The following is a 21,192-nucleotide window of genomic DNA, read 5'->3' on the forward strand; positions in this document are numbered from 1 at the left end:
AAGGTATTGAGGTGATGCGTGCACTACGCAAAGGCCAGGCCTCAGCATTTTATTATGGTGATCCCCTGGGCGAAATGCGCCTGGTAAGCAGAGTTTTTGAAATGTAAGGCCTTTGAATAAGACAAAAGGCTGCCTCATCGCTAACTTTGCAACAGTGCCACAATGTGCGTAATGACCCCCCTGACCTCCAACCCGTCCTCATCGTCATCAGGTATAGCCCTGAAGTTATCCAGCTTATCGAGTTCCTGGAGACACCGCTTGGGGTGTAGTCGCAATCGCATGATCCTGAATTCTTGTTCCAGGACACAGAGCACCAAAGACCCGTCAACGGGCGTGCCCCCAAAATCTACTATGAGCAGCGCACCAGGCTTTATCCCTTCCCGGAAAGAGTAGGTATCACTTCGAAAAAAGAATACTCCCGGCGCTCCTGTATTACAGTGCTGATCGAGTGACAGCCTGTTTTCCTGGTAGTCGGTTGCTGGCGATGGAAAACCCATTTTTAACGGCCTCCGTTGGGGTTAAAAAGCATGAATGTCCGGTTCTCTCCTTCCTGAGTGGAAATGTCTTTAAAAACGGTCACGTAGGTTTCAATCCACTGATTTGCTTGGCGACAACTCCAGTGAAAATTAATCAGCGCAAGCTGGCTGACAAAGGCTTCTGTCGTAACTGTCTGACGACCGTTCGGCTCACGCTTAATGCTCGCACGCCAGGCTGAGTCAATTTCATAGTGTCTAGGCATGAAAAACCTCCGATCAATATAGCTGTATGCATATGGGTCTTCCCTTGTTGTGGTGGCTGAAGGCATGATAATGGTGTATTTAATCGCCAGAGGTCACCGCCATGGACGAAAAGTCCCTCTACGCTCATATTCTCAACCTGTCCGATCCGTGGCAGGTAAAGTCCCTTTCTCTCGATGAAAATGCCGGTTCTGTTACTGTCACTATTGAGATCGCTGAAAACACCCGGCTAGCCTGTCCGACCTGCGGTAAATCCTGTTCTGTTCACGATCACCGTCATCGTAAATGGCGCCATCTTGATACCTGCCAGTTCACCACTATTGTTGAAGCCGATGTTCCACGAATTATGTGTCCGGAGCATGGCTGCCTGACGTTGCCTGTTCCGTGGGCTGGCCCCGGAAGCCGGTATACGTTGCTATTCGAATCGTTCGTTCTCTCATGGCTGAAAATCAGCACCGTTGATGCTGTCAGGAAGCAACTTAAGCTCAGTTGGAATGCGGTTGACGGCATTATGACCCGGGCAGTTAAGCGAGGTCTTGCCCGGATAAAAAAGCCATTATCCGCCCGTCATATGAATGTGGATGAGGTCGCCTTTAAAAAAGGACATCGTTACATAACGGTGATCTCCGATCGCGATGGTCGGGCGCTGGCCTTAACGGATGATCGCGGCACAGAGAGTCTTGCCGGCTATCTTCGCACGCTCACTGATGGGCAGTTGCTGGCTATCAAAACGCTCTCAATGGACATGAACGCGGGCTATATAAGAGCAGCGCGTATCCACTTACCCAGTGCGGTTGAGAAAATCGCCTTTGACCGCTTCCATGTGGCGAAGCAACTGGGCGAGGTAGTTGATAAAACCCGTCAGAATGAACATCCGCACCTCCCTGTTGAAAGCCGACACCAGGCAAAAGGAACCCGCTTCCTGTGGCAGTACAGCGATAAGTGGATGACCGAATCCCGGCAGGAAAAGCTGATGTGGCTGCGTGCACAGATGAAGCTGACGAGCCAGTGCTGGGCGCTGAAAGAGCTGGCAAAGGATATCTGGAACAGGCCATGGAGCGAGGAAAGACGGAGTGACTGGCAGAGATGGTTGGCGCTGGCGGCTAACAGTGACGTTCCCATGATGAAAAATGCCGCGAAAACGATAGGAAAAAGGCTGTACGGGATCCTGAATGCGATGCGACACAGTGTCTCAAACGGAAATGCGGAGGCACTTAACAGCAAGATCAGGCTGCTGAGGATAAAAGCCAGGGGATACCGAAACCGGGAGCGCTTTAAACTGGGGGTGATGTTCCACTACGGAAAGCTGAATATGGCGTTCTGAGCCTTCCCACCATGATCGGGGAAGACCCATGCATATACAGTATAAAGAATCAGTTTTATTCTTCAACACACTGTTTATTATGTTGTAACTACTCCCTACCTTCAGGTTCATGGTTCATTTTGTTAACGGTCTGTTGCTTCACAGCTTTGCTGATAGTCGCCCGGCTACAACCCAGCACTTTTTGAATCTGGCTCCAGGAGCTGCCGCTCGCAATCAGCCTGTTTATGGCGTCATAGCGAGACTGATTAACCTGGCGGCCTTTATACTTCCCTTCCCTTTTCGCCCTGGCGATCCCCTGCTGCTGCCGTTCCCGGCGCTGTTCATAGTCTCGCCTGGCGACGGCGGCCAGCATATCCAGCAACATATCGTTTATGGCCGAAAACATTCGGCTGTCAAAATCATTGTGACCCGATGCGAGCCAGGTTGTCGGAACGTTGACGGCCACAACCCGGATATCTTTCTGCCGGATCATTTTCTTCAGTGTGTTCCAGTCCTCCCCTACCAGGCGTGAAAGCCTGTCCACATCCTCTACCAGCAAGATATCGTTTTGCTGACAATCTTTCAGGAGCCGGAACAACTCAGGGCGTTCAAGCTTAGAACCTGATTCATTTTCAATGTAGTAGTTACAGATGCTCAGGCCGCGCTCGATGGCGAAGGTATTTATCGTGTCCAGGGCGCGTGTTGCATCCTGTTCAGTCGTGGATGCGCGTAAGTAAGCTCTGACAAAGCCTTTCGGTACTGTTTGAGTCATTATAGGGAACCAGTTCATTTTGAGTTAACCAGACACACCCATACAGTACCCATTTCAGTTGGTTCAGGGAAGGCACACTCAAAAAGAACCAGCAAACAGACCCCAGCCCTATAGTGACAACGTCACACTAAAAATTTACAACATAAAGATGATGTAAAGACACACCAAGATTTACACCATAAAGCGCACATAAAGACACAGCAACATTTACCATGTAAAGACACCATAAAGATAAATATATCTTTATTTGTGCTTTACATGGTAAAGCCATTGCATTATAAAGACACTGTAAAGACAAAAGTATCTTTACGAAAAACACACCATGTAAAGACATTCATATCTTTACATGAGCTTTACAACATAAAGAGAGGGATTCTGAAATGGGTAAAATCTTGCTTGTCGTATCAGATAAAGGTGGGGTAGGCAAAAGCACCTACGTGGCTAACACAGGCTCAATGCTGGTCAACAAAGGTAAGTCGGTAATTATCCTGAAGACAGATAAAAACCACGATCTGTTGAGCTGGAACGAAAAGCGGACAGATAACGGCTTACTCACTATCCCGGTTCACGCAGCTTACGGAAACGTCAGCAACGAAATTAAGCGCCTTAGTAAGCTGTGTGAAGTTCTCATTGTCGATTGCCCCGGCCACGACAGCCAGGAGTTCCGTAGCGCCCTGACAGTATCAGATATCGTGGTGACACTGGTTAAGCCGTCCTCTGATTTCGAAAGCGAAACACTGACCAGTGTTACAGAGAAAATCCGCACCGCTCAGAAAGCTAACGCAGCTCTGGAACCGTGGGTGCTGTTCACCAGAATCAACTCAGCGAAACCCCGCCACAGAAAAGCGGCCATTGATCTGGATAAATTACTGCGTTCGGACAACATCTGGATTCAACCTCTGAAAACCCGGATATCCGAGCTGGATGTGTATGAAAGCGCCTGTAATGAAGGGGCAGGGGTACATGACGTTAGCCGGGCATCGAGCCTTTCAACAGCGAAAGCACAGATTGAACTTGTGGCACAGGAAATTGGCATTTTATAGAAATATCAACAATATTCATCGAAATCTTTACATTGTAAATACACCATAAAGATACTATGATATTTACAATTAATGCATACCGTACAAGGGGAAATTTTCATGGCTTTAAAACTAAACCGCCCGAACATCGATGAATCTCAGCAACCAGCAACAAACGCAGAAACCGCGCGTTTTATCTCCGGCGCTACCAGAGCGCCTGTAGCGGGTAAACCAAAGTTGATGAACTTCAGACTGCCAGCGTACTTTGAGGAGATCCTGGAAGCGGAGGCGCAGAGAACAGGCCAGAGCAAGACAACCGTTCTAAAGGCAGCGCTGGCCGCATTCGATAACCTGGACGAGAACCTGAAAAACCACTGGCTGCTTGAATCTGCAAAATTAGGGTAGCGTTATGGCTAAGAAAAAGAGATATGTTGTGATGGTTAGAGATAAACCAAATACAGCGGCAATCAGCGATTATTAGCCTGGTTAGTATGGTTCGCTAACAGGCATAATAAGGCCGTTGCCTATGACTGCGGAGAATGGATTGTCGAACCATCACATTGGTTAAGAATTGGAAATCCAAAATAGAAAGAAACCTAAGGAAAGAAAAATGTTCATATTCAGATATATTAAAACTCTTATTAATATCTACTTGTTATACATCCAACCGATATTGGGGATGTTCCTTATAGGTATAGGCTTATGGGGGTTCTATGCACCTGATGAGGGAACTTGTACTAATCTCAATATTGAGTTATGCGCTGTATCAGCTATTGATGTTCTGAAGCCTGCTATTTTTGTATTTTTAGGCATTATTACCGTTGCCGGATGGTACTTTACCGAACTTCAGCCGAAGCTAAGGGGGGAGGGCAAGTATATGAAGGTAAAAACAGGTGTAAAACCGGAAGATTTCGTTAAGTAAAAACCGAGCCTAAAGACGTTAACCGTGGGGGATTTATGAATAAATCATGGCTTGAACAACAGGTGCAAAATGAAAAATTAAAAAAAGTACAGGAAGAGAAAAAAGATGGCACTATCCAAAAAGGATTGTACAGGGTTCGTATAAAAGACAAATACAGGTGGGATTTGTGGGAAAATGATTTCAGAGTTGTTATTGCTTATTCGAAAGATGATGCAGAGCTAAAATTTACAGAAATGACAGGTTTTAATGAGCATTACTATATAGAAAGCATTGAAAAAATAGTGCTTTCAGATATAGAAAAAATCTTACTGGAAAACTGAAAAGATAGTTATCCAGAGGTTTAGTTAAATAATGGCGTCAGTTTTTCAACCAGTAGCAGATCGCTTAAACCGTCTAAAGAAACAACTTCTATACCAGAATCAACAAGTGAATCAACTCCACATACTTCACCGAAGCCGATAACCATAATCGGCTTTCGGTCTATCAAATCAAAAATCACCAAAGGCAATATTACACTGTTAATCGCTTCAAACTCCTGAAAAAACATTTCAGAGCCGTATTCGCTGGCAGGAAAAAGAATCTCACTTAATCTCAAACCATAAAAAATATGGTAGTGTTCTTTAAGGTTATCCTTTAAAATATTAACAGCCTTAGAATATTTTTCGTTAATAAACTCTTTAACCTGATATTTCATAACTCTCTCCAACAAGAACCGACTGTAGGTCACCGGGCAAACGTTGCGGAATGGCGTCAGAGACGTCATTTTGCGGCGTTTGCCCTATCCTGCATCGCAGTGAAAAGAACTCGCCTCGTGCGCTATGATTAACCGATGATAAAAGGCTGAAAGAAGCACTGCAAGCCGACTGGATAACATTGTTGCTTCACGGCTGATCATCATTGGTTGCCTCAGTGCTAGTGTGCTTTGCATCAGGAACCAGAAGACGATACCACGGCATTTTTTTGTTAAGCAGCTCCATCAGGGGAGTGGCAAACAAACTCAATCCCCACAGCGTTACGATTACTGGAATCGTGAAATTTTGCGGCGTCCAGAACTGGCGCTCAAGGTGGAACCATGTAACAACACAGAGCATTCCACCAATCCAGAAAATAGCTTTACTGAAAGCCCCCAGGACTGCCAGAGAAATAACAGAGACTAAATGCAGTGCGCCAGCCGTAGCAAGACGTAGATAAAACCAGAACCATTTAGCGTGCCGGATAACCGGGTTACCGTTCGTTTCTCGCAATCGTTTTTTACGTTCCCGGATGATTTCTTTTTTCAGCTTACTTCGTTCGGCTCCCTGCGGAAACTCATATATTTTAGCCATGTTTTGCCTCACTTATTCTTTTTTGGTGGAACGACTTTGTCAAACTCCTCTAAAAATGCCATATCATCTTCCGAAAAGGATGAGGATTTTTCATTTATACTAAACTCAAATCTAAGCATGTGAGCCATTCTCCCTTTTTTCCCAACAACAGAGAAAGATAACTGATTTATTTCCGTTTTCTCAATTATCTCATTAATGCTTTTATTGATAACATCACGAACAAAAAATGAGTATTTAGGATACTTATATTTCTTCTCCCCTTCCTCAATAGTATAAAGTCCCATTTCCTCTTTTAAATCATCCACGGATATATCAAAAGATTTTTTTGAACTATTCTGACTGTAATATTTCCTAATGACTTGATAAAGGTTTGTTGAGTTTACACTGTTCAACAACACAACTGATTTCAATACCTGAGTGGTATATCTATTTTCAGAACCAATCAACTTAGAAAAATATCGCTTAGCTGTATTTGTGAATTTTATCCGTACAGTTGCAAGATGATCGTAATAGGCACAGAATTCTGTTAAGTTTAAATCCAAGCGATCAGGTATTTTATTCTTAGATGATAGTATCCCAAGTTCATCAGCCAAATTTTTTAAATCATCTCTGTTTAAAACTAACGTAGTTGAAGAAAGAACTTTAGCTCCCTCTTTCAGAGCTGCATAAGAGGCATATTTATCTAAAGAAGTAGCTTTTGAAAAAAAGTCAGCATCAACCTCCAAAATATCATCATCTAACATTTCCTTTGTATCAATCTGGCAAAGAGCCAGAAAAAGCACTCTTTTTGCTGAAAGGGAAAGGGATGCAAGAGTTACCCCAACTTCATTTCTATGTCTAACTTTCGTTAATCCCGTTACTGTCTTCACGATAAGCCTCATATAACCTTTCCTATGTAGGCAAATCATAACCCCACAAAGGTTGTAATTCAAGACAACAATACAACCTTTAATTAAAAAACCTCTCACCTTTAGATATGAAGATCTGAGGATCTTCATATCTAAAGATAGCAACAACCGCATGTTTCACTTGATGTTCAGTCAAACTGTGGAAACCGTTAAAAATCTTCTCACCTTACGTGAAAAATCCTCTCATCTTTAGTGAAAAATCTAACTACCTTAACTTAAAAATCTTCTCACCTTACGTGAAAAATCCTCTCACCTTACGTGAAAAATCCTCTCACCTTTAGCAATTTTTTTCCATAATTTTCAGGTAATTGAAGCGAGCTAAGTTTTTAAGTTTTTAAGATCAAGAAGAAAATATAAGGCTTTTAATGCACAGCGTCTGTGGATAACTCAGCATAAATCCAGAGGATAGATCCGTCTGGCCTCCCTGAGCACTGCACCACCAAAAATTGAGCAAATATTAACCTTAGCGCGTAAGTGCTCTATTGAAACCCCGTGGAAATTCCGCTTCCTCGCTCACTCGCGGGCTTCGCCCTGTCGTTCGGCTGCGGCGAGCGGTGTAATCTCTCTAAAAGATCCAGACGGGATCCTTTTCCGATCCAATTCTTAAATGCTCTCAAAAGCCCTCAGAGGCGTTTTAACCGCTTTAACCCGGTCATGGTTCAACGGAGCGGGTAAAATGCGCTTAGAACGTCATACAGCTCGTTTTTAACCTGATCCCTAATCAGGGGGTATAACAGAGGCGGCCAAAAAATCCGGCCTTGCTCGTCAGAGTATCTACCGCGCATTATCCCCGAACGGAAACCCGACCATCACAACACTTGCACAGCTTGCAGCAGTAGCCGGGTTACAGTTCACTCTCAGTAAGCCCAACCACTAACCTTTCAGACAAGCCCCTCATACCGGGGGGATTATTTCTTACGCCAGCAAAATTTCACGACCGGCGAGGATGGCCAAGTGTTTTTTGCTGGCAATTTTCGTGCAGCAGCTGGCGCCCGGATTCATTTTTTGCTGTCAGGCATCAATCGGTTTCAGCAACCCGCCCCGTAATTCGCTGCTAACGCATCTCATAACGCGCAGATACAGCGCCCCGCGCCAGTGTTTCACACTGACCCGGCGTACCGTTCGCAAGCTCACGCGCTAACTGCGACAGGCTAAACATCGTCTGATAGTCAGAAATTGGCCTGGCAGGGGTGAGGGGGGTTATCGCTCTCATTCGGGCTTGTTGGTTCGCCAGTCCTGGCGAACGTCTCCGGCGCGATGTTACGACAGCGCATTATGTAACTACAGTTCGCGCCTCTTTCGGAAATCCCTTCATGCGCGGTAAAGCAATATACATCTTTATGTAATCTTTACAATGTAAAGCATTAAAAATGATTCCATAACCATCATTTGATGGTATAATGAATTTGTTGGTTGGGAATGGTTCCCTGCCAGATTCCAGAAGCCCACACGGGCGGGAGCGAAAAATGAATATTCAGGAAGCATTAAACGTTTTTGGTTTATCCGGTGATCTGACTGAAAAGGACATCAAGGCGGCATACAAAAAAGCGGCTTTAAAATATCATCCAGACCGCAATCCATTGGGTGCCGAGCTGATGAAAGCAGTAAATGCTGCGTTTGATTTTCTCATGGCTAACATTGATAAAATCAATCAGTTTCAAAGCACTGATGAAAACGCACGTTACAACTACGGTGAAGATCTGGAAAAAGTTCTGAATACGCTTTCCGGCCTTACAGGGATTGTCTATGAAGTTATTGGTAATTGGGTCTGGATTAGCGGAGAAACTAAAGAACACAAAGACATTTTAAAGGAAATGGGCTGTAAGTGGGCATCTAAGAAAAAACAATGGTTTTACCGTCCTGAAGAACACAAAAGCCGCTGGAACCGTAAAGAACACAGCATTGAAGAAATTCGTGAAATGTATGGTACAGCGGGTAAACGTAAGGCGTCAGGCTGGACACGTGTAGAAGCAAGCGCATAACCGGAATGGGGGCGAAAGCCCCCTAGAACATGGCAAAGATTGATTCGGAGACACGTTGATGAAAAACAAGACCATAACGGAAGCGGAGCTGATAAACATTTTTGAAAGTTACGGAGCCTACATTTGCCCGGATGAGATCGAAGTTACAGCCAAAGAATGCAATGAAAATGGTTCAGTCTTGCACCGTGGCTTAAACGCAGAAGGATGGGCGCATCTTTTTGCGAAGGAAGAAGCATATCAGCAGGAATGCGAAGCCCAGGAAGCTGCAAGTGATGATGGACACTTTGATGAATAGTCTTAAAACTGCCGTAATTCGATTTACGGCTTTTTTATTGAGTTCAAAAGGCTGAATCGATGAAAGAACAGAAAAATTTCTTTGAACGGTATAAACCGGTGTTTGAAATCGTTTGTCGAATCCTGGGGAACGGCTGGCGTGTAAATCTGCTCGATGATTGCCAGTACAGGATTAAGCTAACCTCACCTGATTTTAAAAATTACTCTATACATATTCGAATGGAGAAAGGAAGGTTAGTTATCATTGGAAGCGTAGATAGTCGCAGCTGGAGAAGTCCTTACCATACTTGCACAGTATCGCCAGAGCGTAACCCTGTAGAAATCGCCGCCGATATTGAAAAGAAAATCCTGTCGGATGCTTTAGATAATGTAGATATGGCGCGAGAGTATGAACAACAGTTACAGCAAAAACGCGAGAAAAAACTGATCCTGAAAGGAATGCTATCTCGTTTAGTGCATCTTGAAAGCTGGCATGGGACATTGACCGGGTTTAAAGTTGAGAATGGGTTAGATGGTAACGTATCAGAACGGGGCGACGGATATGAAATGGTAATTCGTGGCCTGAGTGTAGATCAGCTCATAAAGGTAGCGGGGTTTATTAAACAGCTATGAGGCAAAAAATGAATGAAGTCCTGAGCGACAGGAAAAACAAAGGTAATGTAACATACAGGATTGTTGTGTCTGAAGATGCAACACGTTTGTTTATTGAACTTGAAAAACTGATGAAGGTACGCTCTAAAGAAGCGGATAAAAAAACAACTAAAAAGATTGTTTTCCAAAAATCATTTTATTACGAAGAATTCTCGAACGTTAAAGATGAAATTGATGATCCAATTTTATTGAAATTCTATACAGATACTATTGTGAAGGTACAAAATCATGAGTTTTAAGCCAACACCTGAAGAGGTGAAACAAGCACGTATTAAAGCTGGCTTTACGCAGCAGGAAGCCGCTGAACGGTTTGGTTTTACGTTATCAGCCTGGCAAGCCAAAGAAACATCCGGTAAAACGTCTCGTGGTTTAGCCGCTGGTACGTATGAATTACTTTTGCTCCTGGCTGATGAACATCCAGATTACCAGCTCGTTAAGAGAGAAAAAAATCAGGATAAAGTGACTAAATAAATTGCATTACCATCATATGATGGTATAATTTATTTGTAGGTCGGGAATAGTTCCTTACCATGATCCAGTAGCCCAAACGGGCGGGAGACTAAAATGAACACGTATGTTATCACTTTCCAGGCTTTAAACACTAAGAAAGAAAAAATCACCTGCTCTGCTTTTGTCCATTCAGAAACTCTCTTCCTTGCCGTTCATTCTTTCGAAGATAAAAATCGCGGTCGTGGTTATGTTATCACGTCTGTTAGTGAATTGTTGTCCGAGGAACTGACGGCGAAAAATTCCCTCAAGAAAAATATTAACTTTTGGTTTAATGAGTGTGGTTTAAGTAAATCTGAGGTTATAAACGAAGTAATTAACTGGAAGAATTTCGCATATACCCTTAAAGAACTGGAGGAAGCCAAAAATGAAGCGATAAGAGAACTGCGGAGTTAATCAATTAGGGGTGGTATCAGGTTGTGGAGGCAACCTGATACCGTGACACTCAATTCCCTCGCGAGGAATATAAAATGTCGGAACGCATGTTATCAGCAATACAGACTGTTGAAAAGGGTGGGCGTCCGGTTTTTCCCTTGATGCCATTCTCTGCTTTTCCTGAGTACATGGCATTACTCAGAAAAGCCCTGGAAAAGAAAGAAACAAAAGCACTGATAGAAAAACAGGAGGTGCTATGAAAAAACAGGAGTTTTTAGATTTTATCAGTGCAGAACAGAGGCGGGGAGCTGTCCGGTTTTCGCTGGGATTTAACAGCAAAGGGGAAATTGTATTGCACTGGACTAACGAGGCCGGGTTAAGAGTCTGGAGTATACTAAGCGGTAACAGGGGAAAAAGTCCCAGCCGGGCAAACCGGGAAAGAATGAGTAACCTCCGCCGCTGGCTCCATGATGCCCGGCAGGGCATGGAAGGCGACACACCAGAGGCAGAATAAAATTCCCGTTCCTGAATCGCCGAAGCCCTCCCGTTTACGGGAGGTGCTTTTTTTGTATATTCCGTAAAACAGCGCTCGCGCCCCCTGCCAGGCCATTCGCGTAGCGAATTTATTTCCGCCCAAGTTAGCCGCGAATCCGTTGTCTCCGGTCGCAGACGCACCAGATCACAGCCACGATAGCCTTTCATTTTTTGCATTTCGATGGACGCTGAAGCACAATTTATGTGTGGAGGTAGTTCACTGCGATGCAGGATAGGGCAAACGCCGCAAAATGACGTCTCTGACGCCATTCCGCAACGTTTGCCCGGTGACCTACAGTCGGTTCTTGTTGGAGAGTTTTATGAAAAAAGTTCAATTCAGGATTGAAGAAAGCCAACATGATGATCTACTTGATTGTCTTAAAACACTTTATCCAGATGAACCGGGTTTAACCGTGGCAAAAGGAATGAAGCTGCTTGCCAATGCTTTACTGAAAAGCAAGGTTAAAAATGAAGATGTTAATGTGTCAAAAGACAATGATGATTTTATCAAAACCACAATGTATTTGACAGGGAAACAAAGAACTTTAATAGAGAAAGCGGCTCATCGTCATGGCTGGAATTTATCCAGAGAATGTCGTTATCGAATCCAGACGACACTTGAAAATGAACTTGATTTTTTCGATCAGGAACTTCTGGTGATGAATCGTTGCCGTAATGCAATAGATAAAATAGGGCGAAACTTTCATTATATTATCGTTAATGATAATGCCAGAGTACTTGATAAAGATGGGTTCTATCAGGACGCTGAGCGGTTGAGTTCAGAGATAATGAGTCTCAAAAGTGAGTTTGAAAACTACATTATGTTATGCAAAGGGCGAACTGTTTCTAACAAGGTTGAGGTGTAATCATGGGCGTTTATGTTGACAAGGAATTCAGGGTTAAGCGTAAGTCCTCTGAAGCTGGCCGCAAGTCTGCTTTCGCCCATAAAGTTAAAAATGGTGGTAAAAACTATCAACGCAACGTTCAGGAACGTATCAACCGCAAGGGTGCCAGTAAGGAGGTTGTTGTCAAAATCTCAGGAGGTGCGATTACCCGGCAGGGAGTTCGAAACAGTATTGACTATATGAGCCGGGAGTCAGAGCTGCCAGTGATGAGTGAAAGCGGTCAGGTATGGAAAGGTGATGAGATTCAGGAGGCTAAAGAGCACATGATAGATCGTGCTAATGACCCTCAAAATGTTTTCGATGATAAAGGTAAGGAAAATAAAAAAGTAACCCAAAATATTGTGTTTTCACCGCCTGTATCAGCAAAGGTAAAACCTGAAGATCTGCTTGAGTCTGTCAGGAAAACGATGAACAAGAAGTACCCAAATCATCGTTTTGTGCTTGGCTATCATAACGACAAAAAAGAACATCCACACGTGCATGTCGTTTTTCGTATTCGTGATAATGACGGTAAACGAGCTGATATCAGGAAAAAAGATTTACGGGAAATTCGTACAGGTTTTTGTGAAGAGCTGAAGATGAAGGGCTATGACGTTAAAGCCACTCATAAGCAGCAGCATGGACTTAACCAGTCTATTAAAGATGCGCACAAAACAGCGCCAAAACGACAGAAGGGCGTTTATGAGGTTGTTGATGTTGGCTACGACCATTATCAGAACGATAAAACCAAACCAAAGCAGCATTTCATAAAGCTTAAGACACTGAACAAGGGCGTGGAGAAAACATATTGGGGGGCTGATTTTGGTGAGTTAACCACTCGCGAGAACGTTAAGAAAGGTGATCTTGTTAAGCTGAAGAAGTTAGGACAAAAGGAGGTGAAAATCCCTGCACTTGATAAGAACGGTGTACAGCATGGCTGGAAGACTGCACACAGGAATGAGTGGCAGCTAGAGAACCTGGGGGTTAAGGGCATAGACAGAATCTCTTCATCCAGTAAAGAGCTGGTGCTGAACAGCGCGGAGATGATTAAGAAACAGCAACTCCAGATGAGAAATTTCTCGCAAATAAAACAGTCGATGATTCAAAGCGAACAGAAAGTGAAAATCGGAATTCGTTTAGGATAATTCATACTCTCCGGTAACTTATTGATTAAGATCGATTTATTTATCTTGTTAGCAGAGTTTTTGTAAAAAGTAACTAGCGGTAAAAAATTTAGTTAACTTGACTATAAAATAAGCGCATGGTGATCAATCGATCTGCTTTTTTGTTATCAAATAGCATATGTATCTAGATATAAATAAAATACAAGCACAAACAAAATGAAATGTGTCGTAAATGCGATCTAAAGATCTGCTTGTGTGGTTGAACGCAGCACATGTAGCTGATAAAGTTTTTATGAGATGTAAATTTGTCCTTTTGTTTTTTTTCTCTGATTCGGGGTCATCCGAGTCGAGAGAGCGCCTGAAAGGAAAAACTATGGAATGGTATGTTTTGCAATTCACCACTACGAGATTTGCAGCAGTTTTTGCTCATCTCGAACGCCTGAACTTCTCTTACTTCTGTCCTATGGAGACTGAAAGGTATCGTCGCCCGGATAAGATAATTTCATATCGAGAAAGACGTTTGCCGCTTTTTCCCGGTTATCTTTTTATCCAGGCAGATTTTGAAGAGGTTCATTCCACTACAATAACTGCTATCCCTTACGTACAACGCTTTATCTCATTTGGCGGTGAGCCTTTACCTGTACCAGAAGATGTGATGGCGGAGCTTTTGTACAGACAATCACATACAACAGCTCAGGCAAATCTTTTAAGGAAATCAATTCCACACGATTTTGCTGAAATTCTACTCATGGATAATCCGCAGCAAAGAAGTATGGCTTTCATCCACTACATCACAGAGAGAAGCTTAACCCACAAAATGAAACGGAAGAAAAATGACTGCTACCCGAAAAAAAACCGCAACGAGACGCAAGCCCCAACGTAATACACTCTACCTGCCCTCAGCTTCTCGTGAGGAACTGGATAAAATTGCTCTGGAGATTGGCTATCGCAGGGGGCGACGTATTTCAAGCTCTGGTGTTGTCCAGTACCTCATAAAAAAATATTCCAGCCAGGCTATTGAGGAGCTGATAAACGAAGACGATGAAGACGATGACGACTTCGATGACTAACCATTCAGTCTAAACTTTCCGCGCTGTTCTGGCCGGGAGAAAATCATGTTATCTACTACTGCTTTTGCGGCGCTTGCTTTGCAATGCGCGGCCAGCGTTCATCCCGATACTGCGCATGAAGTTGCAAGGGTTGAATCTGGTTTTAACCCATATGCTATTGCCGAGATAATACCGAAGGTTGAACGTAAGCCCGGTGACAAAGGCGTAGTGTCCTACTTTCCCAAAACTAAGGAGGCTGCACTCCAGATCGTAAATCAAATTGAATCACGAAATCATCGTTACTCAGTCGGTCTTATGCAAATAACGAGTACGAATTTTGCAAACTTCAATACAACCGCTGAGAAAATGTTTGACCCCTGCGAAAATCTCAAGGTTTCAGAGCAAATTTTGGTGGATTGTTATAAACGTGGTGGCGATATTTTACGTGGCCTGAGTTGCTATTATTCCGGCAATCCAGAAACAGGAACTAAACCTGAATCAGATTTTAATAACACCAGTTATATACAGCGCATAGGGTTTAATCCGCCTGATAACAAAAAAAACTGGGTGGTTCCTTCAGTTAAAGATGCAATCAGAAAGGAGAATGTAACACAGAGTATCAAACCTAAAGAAGTTACCGTATATCCCCAATATGCCATGCGTGGCACTGTTTTAGATGAAAAGGAAACAAACGATGTTAAAACTCAATAAACGTTATTTAACTCTTTCTGTATTTATGGCTGCATTGATGCTTTGTGTAGCAGAACCCGCCTTTGCTGATGATGTATCCACTAAAACAACTGGCTTCTTGCAGAAGATTATCGATTTTCTGACGGATATCCGTAAGCCAGCAATCACCATCATTGCGCTGGTAATTGGTTATATCGCTATCTTCTCACGCCAGCATGCAGCGTGGATTACGCCTTTAATTATCGGGATTATCATCTTTATTGTTGCGCCATATCTGCCTGACTGGTTAGCGTAATATGTAATAAAAGGGGGCGTAAAAATGAGTACCGTTTTTAAAGGGCTGACACGCCCCGCTTTGATTAGGGGGCTGGGCGTTCCACTCTACCCCTTTCTTGGAATGTGCGTTATCTGCGTTTTGCTTGGTGTCTGGATTCATGAGGCTATGTATGCCCTCATCCTCCCTGGCTGGTATGCCATCAAGCGAGTTACGAAGATAGATGAACGCTTTTTTGACCTGCTTTATCTGCGAATGCAAATCAAAGGTAATCCTCTGGCAAACAAGCGCTTCAATGCCGTCCATTATGCGGGGAGTTCGTACGACGCAGTCGATATATCGAAAGTGGACAATTTTATGAAGCTTAAAGACCAGTCTTCTCTTGAAGAGTTAATCCCGTATTCATCACACATCACTGATAACCTCATTGTTACCAGAAACCATGATCTACTGGCGACCTGGCAGATTGACGGAGCTTATTTTGAATGTGTAGATGAAGCGGATCTAGCCTTGCTTACTGACCAGCTCAATACGCTGATACGTAGTTTTGATGGGAAACCCGTTACCTTTTATACGCATCGTATTCGGGTTAGAAAAGAAGTGCGACCTGTATTTGACAGCAAGATCCCATTCGTCAACAGAGTGATGAACGATTATTACGAATCGCTTTCGGCGGCTGAGTATTTTGAAAACAAATTATACTTAACCGTATGCTATAAACCGTTCAGCGCTGAAGATAAAGTGACGCATTTTCTTTCAAGGAAAAAGGGTAATAAAAATATCTTCGAAGAACCCATTAATGATATGAATGAAATATGTGGCAGATTGAGCACCTATCTCTCCCGGTTTCATTCCCGTCGTCTTGGGTTATATGAAGAAAATAATATAGTTTATTCAGAACAGCTTACGCTGTTCCAGAAACTGCTATCCGGGCGCTGGCAGAAAGTCAGAGTCACCAATAGTCCGTTTTATACATACCTGGGTGGTAAAGACCTGTTCTTTGGTAACGATGCTGGACAAATCACTGCCTCTGACCATGCCCGGTACTTTCGTTGCATCGAGATCAAGGACTACTTTCAGGAAACGGATGCCGGAATTTTTGATGCACTGATGTATCTCCCGGTTGAGTATGTACAGACTTCCTCTTTAACTCCGATAGACAAGCAGTCTGCAATCAAGGCGCTGGATGATCAGATCGACAAACTCGAAATGACCGATGATGCCGCTAAATCCTTGCTCGCTGATTTGAAAGTTGGTCTCGATATGGTCTCCAGCGGCTATATTTCTTTCGGGAAAAGTCACCAGACACTGATTGTTTACGCAGATTCGCCGGAGCGTCTGGTGAAGGACACCAATATTGTAACGACGACCCTGGAGGATTTAGGGCTGATCGTAACCTATTCAACCTTGAGTCTTGGCGCAGCGTATTTTGCTCAGTTACCTGGTAACTACACGTTACGGCCACGCCTGAGTTCTATCAGCAGTCTGAACTTTGCCGAAATGGAAAGCTTCCATAATTTCTTTACGGGCAAGGAGAAAGGAAATACCTGGGGTAACAACCTTATCACCCTGGGCGGCTCAGGAAATGATATTTATAACCTGAACTATCACATGACTACCGAGCATCAAAATTACTTCGGTAAAAACCCCACGCTGGGGCATACCGAAATTCTTGGTACGTCAAACGTGGGTAAAACGGTAGTGATGATGACTAAGGCTTTCGCCGCCCAGCAGTTCGGAACGCCGGAGTCTTTTCCACCTGAGAGGAAATTAAAGAAGTTAACTACAGTATTTTTCGACAAAGATCGGGCAGCGGAACCCGGTATACGTTCAATGGGAGGTGCTTACTTTCGGGTGAAAGAAGGAGAGCCGACTGGCTGGAACCCTGCGGCTTTGCCACCAACCAAACGAAATATTTCCTTTATGAAAGACCTGGTGAGGCTACTTTGTACGCTTAACAGTGAGCCGCTTGATGATTACCAGAACCGCCTGATTTCTGATGCCGTTGAGCGCCTGATGCAGAGGTCAAACCGCTCTTATCCGATCAGTAAGTTGCGACCACTCATTCTGGAGCCTGATGATACTGAAACCCGGCGGCATGGGCTTAAAGCACGCCTGAATGCCTGGGTGCAGGGAGGGGAATTTGGCTGGGTGTTTGATAACCCGGACGATACGTTTGATGTGGACAACCTGGACGTTTTCGGTATAGACGGAACGGAGTTTCTGGATAACAAAGTACTTTCCAGCGCCGCTTCATTCTATCTCATCTACCGTGTCACCATGCTGGCTGATGGCCGCCGACTCCTTATCTACATGGATGAGTTCTGGCAATGGATTAACAACGAAGCGTTCAGAGATTTTGTTTATAACAAACTCAAAACCGCGCGTAAGCTGGATATGGTGCTTGTCGTAGCGACACAATCGCCGGATGAACTAATTAAATCACCTATCGCGGCTGCCGTTCGTGAGCAGTGCGCAACACATATTTATCTGGCGAACCCCAAAGCGAAACGTAGTGAGTACGTAGACGAGTTGGAAGTGAGAGAACTTTATTTTGACAAAATTAAAGCCATTGACCCGTTATCTCGTCAGTTCCTGGTCGTCAAAAACCCACAGAGGAAGGGGGAAAGTGATGATTTTGCGGCTTTCGCAAGACTGGATTTGGGAAAAGCGGCGTATTACCTACCGGTTCTCAGCGCATCGAAACCCCAGCTTGAACTGTTCGATGAAATCTGGAAAGAGGGTATGAAGCCGGAAGAGTGGCTTGATACCTATCTGGAACGTGCAAACCTGATTTAAGGAATCCCTATGAAAAAGCATATCGTTGCGGCACTTATCGCCTCTGTTACGGTTATTTCTGGTGCTCAGGCTGGTGTTCCCGTTGCCATTGATGCAAACCCTGAATGGGCTGTCGAAGCGCAGCGCTGGACAGAACGCCTCAAACAGTGGCAGGACACCGTGAACCACTACCAGAAACAGATTAATGCCTATAAGCAGGAGCTGCTGACCAAAACGGGCATTCGTGATGTTCAGGGACTGGTGCAGTCTGCGCAATCTGTCAGTAAGGAGCTGGAGAATATTTACGACCAGGGGAACTCCTTCATTGATGATTACATTAAGAACCCGGAAGCCACCCTGTCTGAGCAAGCCAGATCACTACTGGCCGATTATAAGGTGACAAACACCTGTAAGGGGCTGGGATATACGGGCGACCTGGTGCGGGGCTGTGAAGCCTCGTTCCTGTCCCAACTGGCGGGGATCGAGTACGGCAATAAGCTGGAAAGTAAACTGCGTGAAGATAATCAGGAAATGGCCGACCTTATCGACCAGGTGAAGAACGCCCAGGACACGAAAGCCACGCAGGACGCGACAAACGCTGTATCTCTGGCAAGCCTGAAATTTAACAAGCTCAAATTTCAGTATGAAATGTATCGCGATAAGCAGCGCGATCTTGCAGAATACAAGGAGAAAATGTTACAGGCTGCTTTCCAGGAGAAACAATTAGGGGCTGTTAATAAAGAAACTCCAGTTGTTGATTATAAGGCAGCATTTGAGCAGCAGAGTTATGAAATGAACTGAGGGGGCATTTTGAAAAAATATGGATTAGTTGCGGCGTTGGGGCTTACATTCTTTCTTACCGGGTGTGAAGAGGTTAAATCTGTAGACTGGTGGCAGTCTCACGTAGACGATGCAACGAAAAAAGTAGCTGAATGCAAAAAGTCTGGGAGTGATAGCGAAAATTGTAAAAACGCTAAGGAAGGTTTGTTTAGGTATAAGCAATTACATCCTAAGCATGTTGACTATAAAGATGCATTCAAAAATGTATTGGGTAAAGATGGAAGTTAAAAGGAGCCACTATGGCAACTTCTAGGTATTTCCAGGCCGCTCATGACGTTATTGTTAAAACTCTTGACCAGTCTTTGACTGGTCAGTTAGATAACTTTTCTTCAATAGCGTCTCAGTTGGGTAAGTATGGTATTTCCATTTATATATTGTGGTATGCTTATACCACAATAGTTGGGAAGCAAAAAACCGCAGTGCAGGATTTTTTATGGAATCTATGTCGATTCTGGTTAATTCTTGTTTTTGTCAAAAATATGGGGGGGTGGTTAGATAGTGCAACTCAGGCCATTGATGGGCTGAAGGAAACATTTGCAGGAGGTGATCCTTGGAAATGGGTTGACGAGCTTTGGGAGAAAGTTCAGCAGGTAGCTGCATATCTTATGTCCAAAGATACTTCGAAGTATGTGAAAACAGATGGGGCAATCGCATCTTTATTAACATATGCTGGAGGGATAATTGCATTATTGCTAACTTCAATAGTTTATCTCGCCGCCGAAGTTACTATTAAGATACTTACTATTACCGCGCCGTTGTTTATTATTTGTCTTTCATTTGGTTTTTTAAGGCAGATGTTTAATAGCTGGCTTCAGTTAATATTTAGCTCATGCTTCATATTCTTGTTTTGTGGACTGGCAATTAAAGCGGGAATGACGTTCCTTAATGGCATTCTGACAATCTCGATAGCTAACGCAGATGAATTAAATCTGATATCAACAGGTGCTCAGGCCGGGGTTGCAGGTGCATTTATGGCCTGGATTATCTGGCAAGCCAAAACCTATGCTTCCCAGCTCGCAGGGGTAGGTGTTGAAGGCGCGATGCAAGGGGCAGCCGCAATGGGGATTGGTGCTGGCGTGTTCGGCGCTTCCCGTATGGGGCGTAATCTGCTTGGTATGGGTAAAAATGCAGGGATTGGCGCATGGAAAGGCGTTCGCCGTCAGGATGGAGGGTTCAACCAGTCTCCTGGTGTATCCGGTAAGTTGGGGAATCTGACCGGGCAGGGCGTTAATATTGGCGCTAAGAGGCTTCGCCAGGCTGCGATAGATGCGGCGAAAAAGAAATATGGAGGTTAACCGATTTATTATTTAAATCTGTCAACTCTGAGTATTCCGCAGTAAATATTCACTCCTCTATTTAGGTTCTCACATTATGAAACTACTTATCACGGCTATCGTGACGCTTTGCCTTGTCGGATGCCAGGCGTCACATAAACAACCTCCGGTATCCGGAAAAAGCGAACCTGTTAATTCAGCAGAGGTAATGCGCAATGGGGTTTAAACTCTCAGGATTAAAACTTCCCGGTTTTAACAAGAAAAAAGAAGTAACAGACTCTTCAACTACTTTTGAAGAGAAAAATGTATTGATGCAGGAGAAAATGAACCGCATTTATAAATTCGGTGGTATTGCAGGAATTGCCGTAGGTGTGTTGTCTCTGCTGGCACTGAATGGAGCGCTACCGTTAAAGAGTACGGTTGTCGAAGCTTATCTTATTAATGGTGTCACTGGCGTTGCTGAAAGACTGACTTCTGTTAAAAAAGAAAACCTCTCTGAAAATGAAGCGCTGGCGAAATACTTCATTACTCAGTATGTGAAGCGTCGTGAAGGGTATAACTATTTCAGTCTCCAGCATGATTATGATTATGTTCTGTTATACAGCGCTGAGAATGTGGCGACGGATTACAACGCTTTAATCAACGGCAACCAGTCACCAAAGGTTATTTATAATAAAGCGGAAAAAACCGCATCTGTTCAGGATAATCCGTCCGTGATTATCAGTCCGTCATCCCGGCGCGATGATAAGGATATGGGAGCATATATCCGGTTTAAATTAACCATTCGAAATGTCGCGACAGGCCAGGATGATTATGAATACTGGAACGTCCGGTTGACCTACCGTATTGAACCACAGGTCGAAATGGCATCGGGTGACCGAAACAATAACCCGCTTAAATTCGTTGTAACGAGCTATGTACGCGATAAAGAAGTGAAAGGGTGAAAA

29 protein-coding genes and 2 pseudogenes are annotated in these 21,192 nt (G+C 44.0%); 25 read left to right on the forward strand and 6 right to left on the reverse strand.

Annotation, left to right across the window (positions count from 1 at the left end; translation table 11 throughout):
* Positions 1 to 107: pseudogene (locus ACOTXC_RS21195) on the forward strand (IS6 family transposase); the annotation flags it as partial.
* Positions 108 to 140: 33 nt separating this feature from the next.
* On the opposite strand, the gene ACOTXC_RS21200 reads toward ACOTXC_RS21195, so the two are convergent.
* Together ACOTXC_RS21200 and ACOTXC_RS21205 are read right to left on the reverse strand one after the other, a co-directional pair.
* A complete protein-coding gene (locus ACOTXC_RS21200; RefSeq protein WP_004199403.1) occupies positions 141 to 497 on the reverse strand; it encodes a S24 family peptidase in 357 nt (118 codons plus the stop codon).
* A gap of 2 nt (positions 498 to 499) precedes the next feature.
* On the reverse strand, positions 500 to 739 hold the full coding sequence (locus ACOTXC_RS21205) for a hypothetical protein (RefSeq protein WP_001549892.1): 240 nt from the start codon (positions 737 to 739) through the stop codon (positions 500 to 502).
* 101 nt (positions 740 to 840) lie between these two features.
* On the opposite strand from ACOTXC_RS21205, the gene ACOTXC_RS21210 reads away from it, so the two are divergent.
* The gene (locus ACOTXC_RS21210) at positions 841 to 2,061 is read left to right on the forward strand and encodes an ISL3-like element ISKox3 family transposase (protein WP_000343760.1); all 1,221 of its coding nucleotides are present in this window, start codon (positions 841 to 843) and stop codon (positions 2,059 to 2,061) included.
* Between the two features lie 88 nt (positions 2,062 to 2,149).
* Here the strand turns inward: ACOTXC_RS21210 and ACOTXC_RS21215 are convergent, their stop codons facing one another.
* Entirely contained in the window at positions 2,150 to 2,812 is a 663-nt protein-coding gene (locus tag ACOTXC_RS21215; RefSeq protein ID WP_001549893.1) for a recombinase family protein, read from the reverse strand.
* Positions 2,813 to 3,192: 380 nt separating this feature from the next.
* Here ACOTXC_RS21215 and ACOTXC_RS21220 point away from each other — a divergent pair, with 380 nt between their 5' ends.
* The 4 genes from ACOTXC_RS21220 (at position 3,193) to ACOTXC_RS21235 (ending at position 5,076) form a co-directional block, all read left to right on the forward strand.
* On the forward strand, positions 3,193 to 3,855 hold the full coding sequence (locus ACOTXC_RS21220) for a division plane positioning ATPase MipZ (RefSeq protein WP_000516402.1): 663 nt from the start codon (positions 3,193 to 3,195) through the stop codon (positions 3,853 to 3,855).
* A gap of 99 nt (positions 3,856 to 3,954) precedes the next feature.
* Entirely contained in the window at positions 3,955 to 4,239 is a 285-nt protein-coding gene (locus tag ACOTXC_RS21225; RefSeq protein ID WP_001185481.1) for a hypothetical protein, read from the forward strand.
* Between the two features lie 205 nt (positions 4,240 to 4,444).
* Entirely contained in the window at positions 4,445 to 4,756 is a 312-nt protein-coding gene (locus tag ACOTXC_RS21230) for a hypothetical protein (protein ID WP_000469598.1), read from the forward strand.
* A 35-nt stretch (positions 4,757 to 4,791) separates the two neighbouring features.
* Complete coding sequence (locus ACOTXC_RS21235) at positions 4,792 to 5,076, forward strand: hypothetical protein (RefSeq protein ID WP_001043731.1); 285 nt, start codon at positions 4,792 to 4,794, stop codon at positions 5,074 to 5,076.
* A gap of 20 nt (positions 5,077 to 5,096) precedes the next feature.
* Here the strand turns inward: ACOTXC_RS21235 and ddp1 (ACOTXC_RS21240) are convergent, their stop codons facing one another.
* The 3 genes from ddp1 (ACOTXC_RS21240) to ACOTXC_RS21250 all read right to left on the reverse strand — a co-directional run bounded on the left by ddp1 (ACOTXC_RS21240) (position 5,097) and on the right by ACOTXC_RS21250 (position 7,103).
* Positions 5,097 to 5,450 carry a DNA distortion polypeptide 3 gene (gene ddp1, locus ACOTXC_RS21240; RefSeq protein ID WP_000877224.1) on the reverse strand — a complete coding sequence of 118 codons (354 nt, stop codon included), beginning with the start codon at positions 5,448 to 5,450 and terminating at the stop codon, positions 5,097 to 5,099.
* Between the two features lie 187 nt (positions 5,451 to 5,637).
* Positions 5,638 to 6,081, reverse strand: a complete 444-nt coding sequence (locus tag ACOTXC_RS21245) for a hypothetical protein (protein WP_001074369.1) — start codon at positions 6,079 to 6,081, stop codon at positions 5,638 to 5,640.
* Positions 6,082 to 6,089: 8 nt separating this feature from the next.
* Positions 6,090 to 7,103, reverse strand: coding sequence for a replication initiation protein (locus ACOTXC_RS21250; RefSeq protein ID WP_001348704.1), 1,014 nt, complete (start codon positions 7,101 to 7,103; stop codon positions 6,090 to 6,092).
* Positions 7,104 to 7,713: 610 nt separating this feature from the next.
* Between ACOTXC_RS21250 and ACOTXC_RS21255 the strand changes: the two are divergent.
* The 19 genes and pseudogenes from ACOTXC_RS21255 to ACOTXC_RS21345 form a co-directional block, all read left to right on the forward strand.
* Positions 7,714 to 7,866, forward strand: a pseudogene (locus tag ACOTXC_RS21255) (DNA-binding protein); the annotation flags it as partial.
* 589 nt (positions 7,867 to 8,455) lie between these two features.
* The gene (locus ACOTXC_RS21260) at positions 8,456 to 8,971 is read left to right on the forward strand and encodes a DnaJ domain-containing protein (RefSeq protein WP_001025390.1); all 516 of its coding nucleotides are present in this window, start codon (positions 8,456 to 8,458) and stop codon (positions 8,969 to 8,971) included.
* 58 nt (positions 8,972 to 9,029) lie between these two features.
* The gene (locus tag ACOTXC_RS21265; RefSeq protein WP_000792381.1) at positions 9,030 to 9,266 is read left to right on the forward strand and encodes a hypothetical protein; all 237 of its coding nucleotides are present in this window, start codon (positions 9,030 to 9,032) and stop codon (positions 9,264 to 9,266) included.
* Positions 9,267 to 9,325: 59 nt separating this feature from the next.
* Complete coding sequence (locus ACOTXC_RS21270; protein ID WP_000662998.1) at positions 9,326 to 9,877, forward strand: hypothetical protein; 552 nt, start codon at positions 9,326 to 9,328, stop codon at positions 9,875 to 9,877.
* An 8-nt stretch (positions 9,878 to 9,885) separates the two neighbouring features.
* Entirely contained in the window at positions 9,886 to 10,155 is a 270-nt protein-coding gene (locus ACOTXC_RS21275) for a hypothetical protein (protein ID WP_001006717.1), read from the forward strand.
* Positions 10,145 to 10,387: a hypothetical protein gene (locus ACOTXC_RS21280; protein WP_000008707.1), complete on the forward strand. Its 243-nt coding sequence runs from the start codon at positions 10,145 to 10,147 to the stop codon at positions 10,385 to 10,387. The genes ACOTXC_RS21275 and ACOTXC_RS21280 overlap by 11 nt, the downstream gene beginning before the upstream one ends.
* Positions 10,388 to 10,480: 93 nt before the next feature.
* Positions 10,481 to 10,819: a hypothetical protein gene (locus tag ACOTXC_RS21285; protein WP_001099725.1), complete on the forward strand. Its 339-nt coding sequence runs from the start codon at positions 10,481 to 10,483 to the stop codon at positions 10,817 to 10,819.
* Positions 10,820 to 10,893: 74 nt separating this feature from the next.
* The gene (locus ACOTXC_RS21290; protein WP_000004083.1) at positions 10,894 to 11,058 is read left to right on the forward strand and encodes a hypothetical protein; all 165 of its coding nucleotides are present in this window, start codon (positions 10,894 to 10,896) and stop codon (positions 11,056 to 11,058) included.
* The gene (locus ACOTXC_RS21295; protein WP_004199355.1) at positions 11,055 to 11,312 is read left to right on the forward strand and encodes a hypothetical protein; all 258 of its coding nucleotides are present in this window, start codon (positions 11,055 to 11,057) and stop codon (positions 11,310 to 11,312) included. Before ACOTXC_RS21290 ends, ACOTXC_RS21295 begins: the two co-directional genes overlap by 4 nt.
* Positions 11,313 to 11,652: 340 nt before the next feature.
* Positions 11,653 to 12,198 carry a DNA distortion polypeptide 1 gene (gene ddp1 / locus ACOTXC_RS21300; RefSeq protein ID WP_001348698.1) on the forward strand — a complete coding sequence of 182 codons (546 nt, stop codon included), beginning with the start codon at positions 11,653 to 11,655 and terminating at the stop codon, positions 12,196 to 12,198.
* A gap of 2 nt (positions 12,199 to 12,200) precedes the next feature.
* Complete coding sequence (gene mobP1, locus ACOTXC_RS21305; RefSeq protein ID WP_004199101.1) at positions 12,201 to 13,361, forward strand: MobP1 family relaxase; 1,161 nt, start codon at positions 12,201 to 12,203, stop codon at positions 13,359 to 13,361.
* 352 nt (positions 13,362 to 13,713) lie between these two features.
* Positions 13,714 to 14,223 (forward strand): transcription termination/antitermination NusG family protein, encoded by a 510-nt coding sequence (locus ACOTXC_RS21310; protein ID WP_000455437.1) that lies wholly within the window; start codon positions 13,714 to 13,716, stop codon positions 14,221 to 14,223.
* A 232-nt stretch (positions 14,224 to 14,455) separates the two neighbouring features.
* The gene (locus ACOTXC_RS21315) at positions 14,456 to 15,100 is read left to right on the forward strand and encodes a lytic transglycosylase domain-containing protein (RefSeq protein WP_000953538.1); all 645 of its coding nucleotides are present in this window, start codon (positions 14,456 to 14,458) and stop codon (positions 15,098 to 15,100) included.
* On the forward strand, positions 15,084 to 15,374 hold the full coding sequence (locus ACOTXC_RS21320) for a TrbC/VirB2 family protein (protein WP_000916156.1): 291 nt from the start codon (positions 15,084 to 15,086) through the stop codon (positions 15,372 to 15,374). Before ACOTXC_RS21315 ends, ACOTXC_RS21320 begins: the two co-directional genes overlap by 17 nt.
* A gap of 24 nt (positions 15,375 to 15,398) precedes the next feature.
* Positions 15,399 to 18,152 carry a VirB3 family type IV secretion system protein gene (locus tag ACOTXC_RS21325; protein ID WP_015060057.1) on the forward strand — a complete coding sequence of 918 codons (2,754 nt, stop codon included), beginning with the start codon at positions 15,399 to 15,401 and terminating at the stop codon, positions 18,150 to 18,152.
* A 9-nt stretch (positions 18,153 to 18,161) separates the two neighbouring features.
* Entirely contained in the window at positions 18,162 to 18,932 is a 771-nt protein-coding gene (locus ACOTXC_RS21330) for a type IV secretion system protein (RefSeq protein WP_000716326.1), read from the forward strand.
* A gap of 9 nt (positions 18,933 to 18,941) precedes the next feature.
* On the forward strand, positions 18,942 to 19,199 hold the full coding sequence (locus ACOTXC_RS21335; protein WP_000759841.1) for an EexN family lipoprotein: 258 nt from the start codon (positions 18,942 to 18,944) through the stop codon (positions 19,197 to 19,199).
* Between the two features lie 11 nt (positions 19,200 to 19,210).
* On the forward strand, positions 19,211 to 20,266 hold the full coding sequence (locus ACOTXC_RS21340) for a type IV secretion system protein (protein WP_000235886.1): 1,056 nt from the start codon (positions 19,211 to 19,213) through the stop codon (positions 20,264 to 20,266).
* A 194-nt stretch (positions 20,267 to 20,460) separates the two neighbouring features.
* Positions 20,461 to 21,189 carry a virB8 family protein gene (locus tag ACOTXC_RS21345; RefSeq protein ID WP_004199085.1) on the forward strand — a complete coding sequence of 243 codons (729 nt, stop codon included), beginning with the start codon at positions 20,461 to 20,463 and terminating at the stop codon, positions 21,187 to 21,189.
* Positions 21,190 to 21,192: the final 3 nt, after the last annotated feature.

It is taken from the genome of Enterobacter cloacae complex sp. IR5428 (genome assembly GCF_049238585.1).
Taxonomy (GTDB): Bacteria; Pseudomonadota; Gammaproteobacteria; order Enterobacterales; family Enterobacteriaceae; genus Enterobacter; species Enterobacter intestinihominis.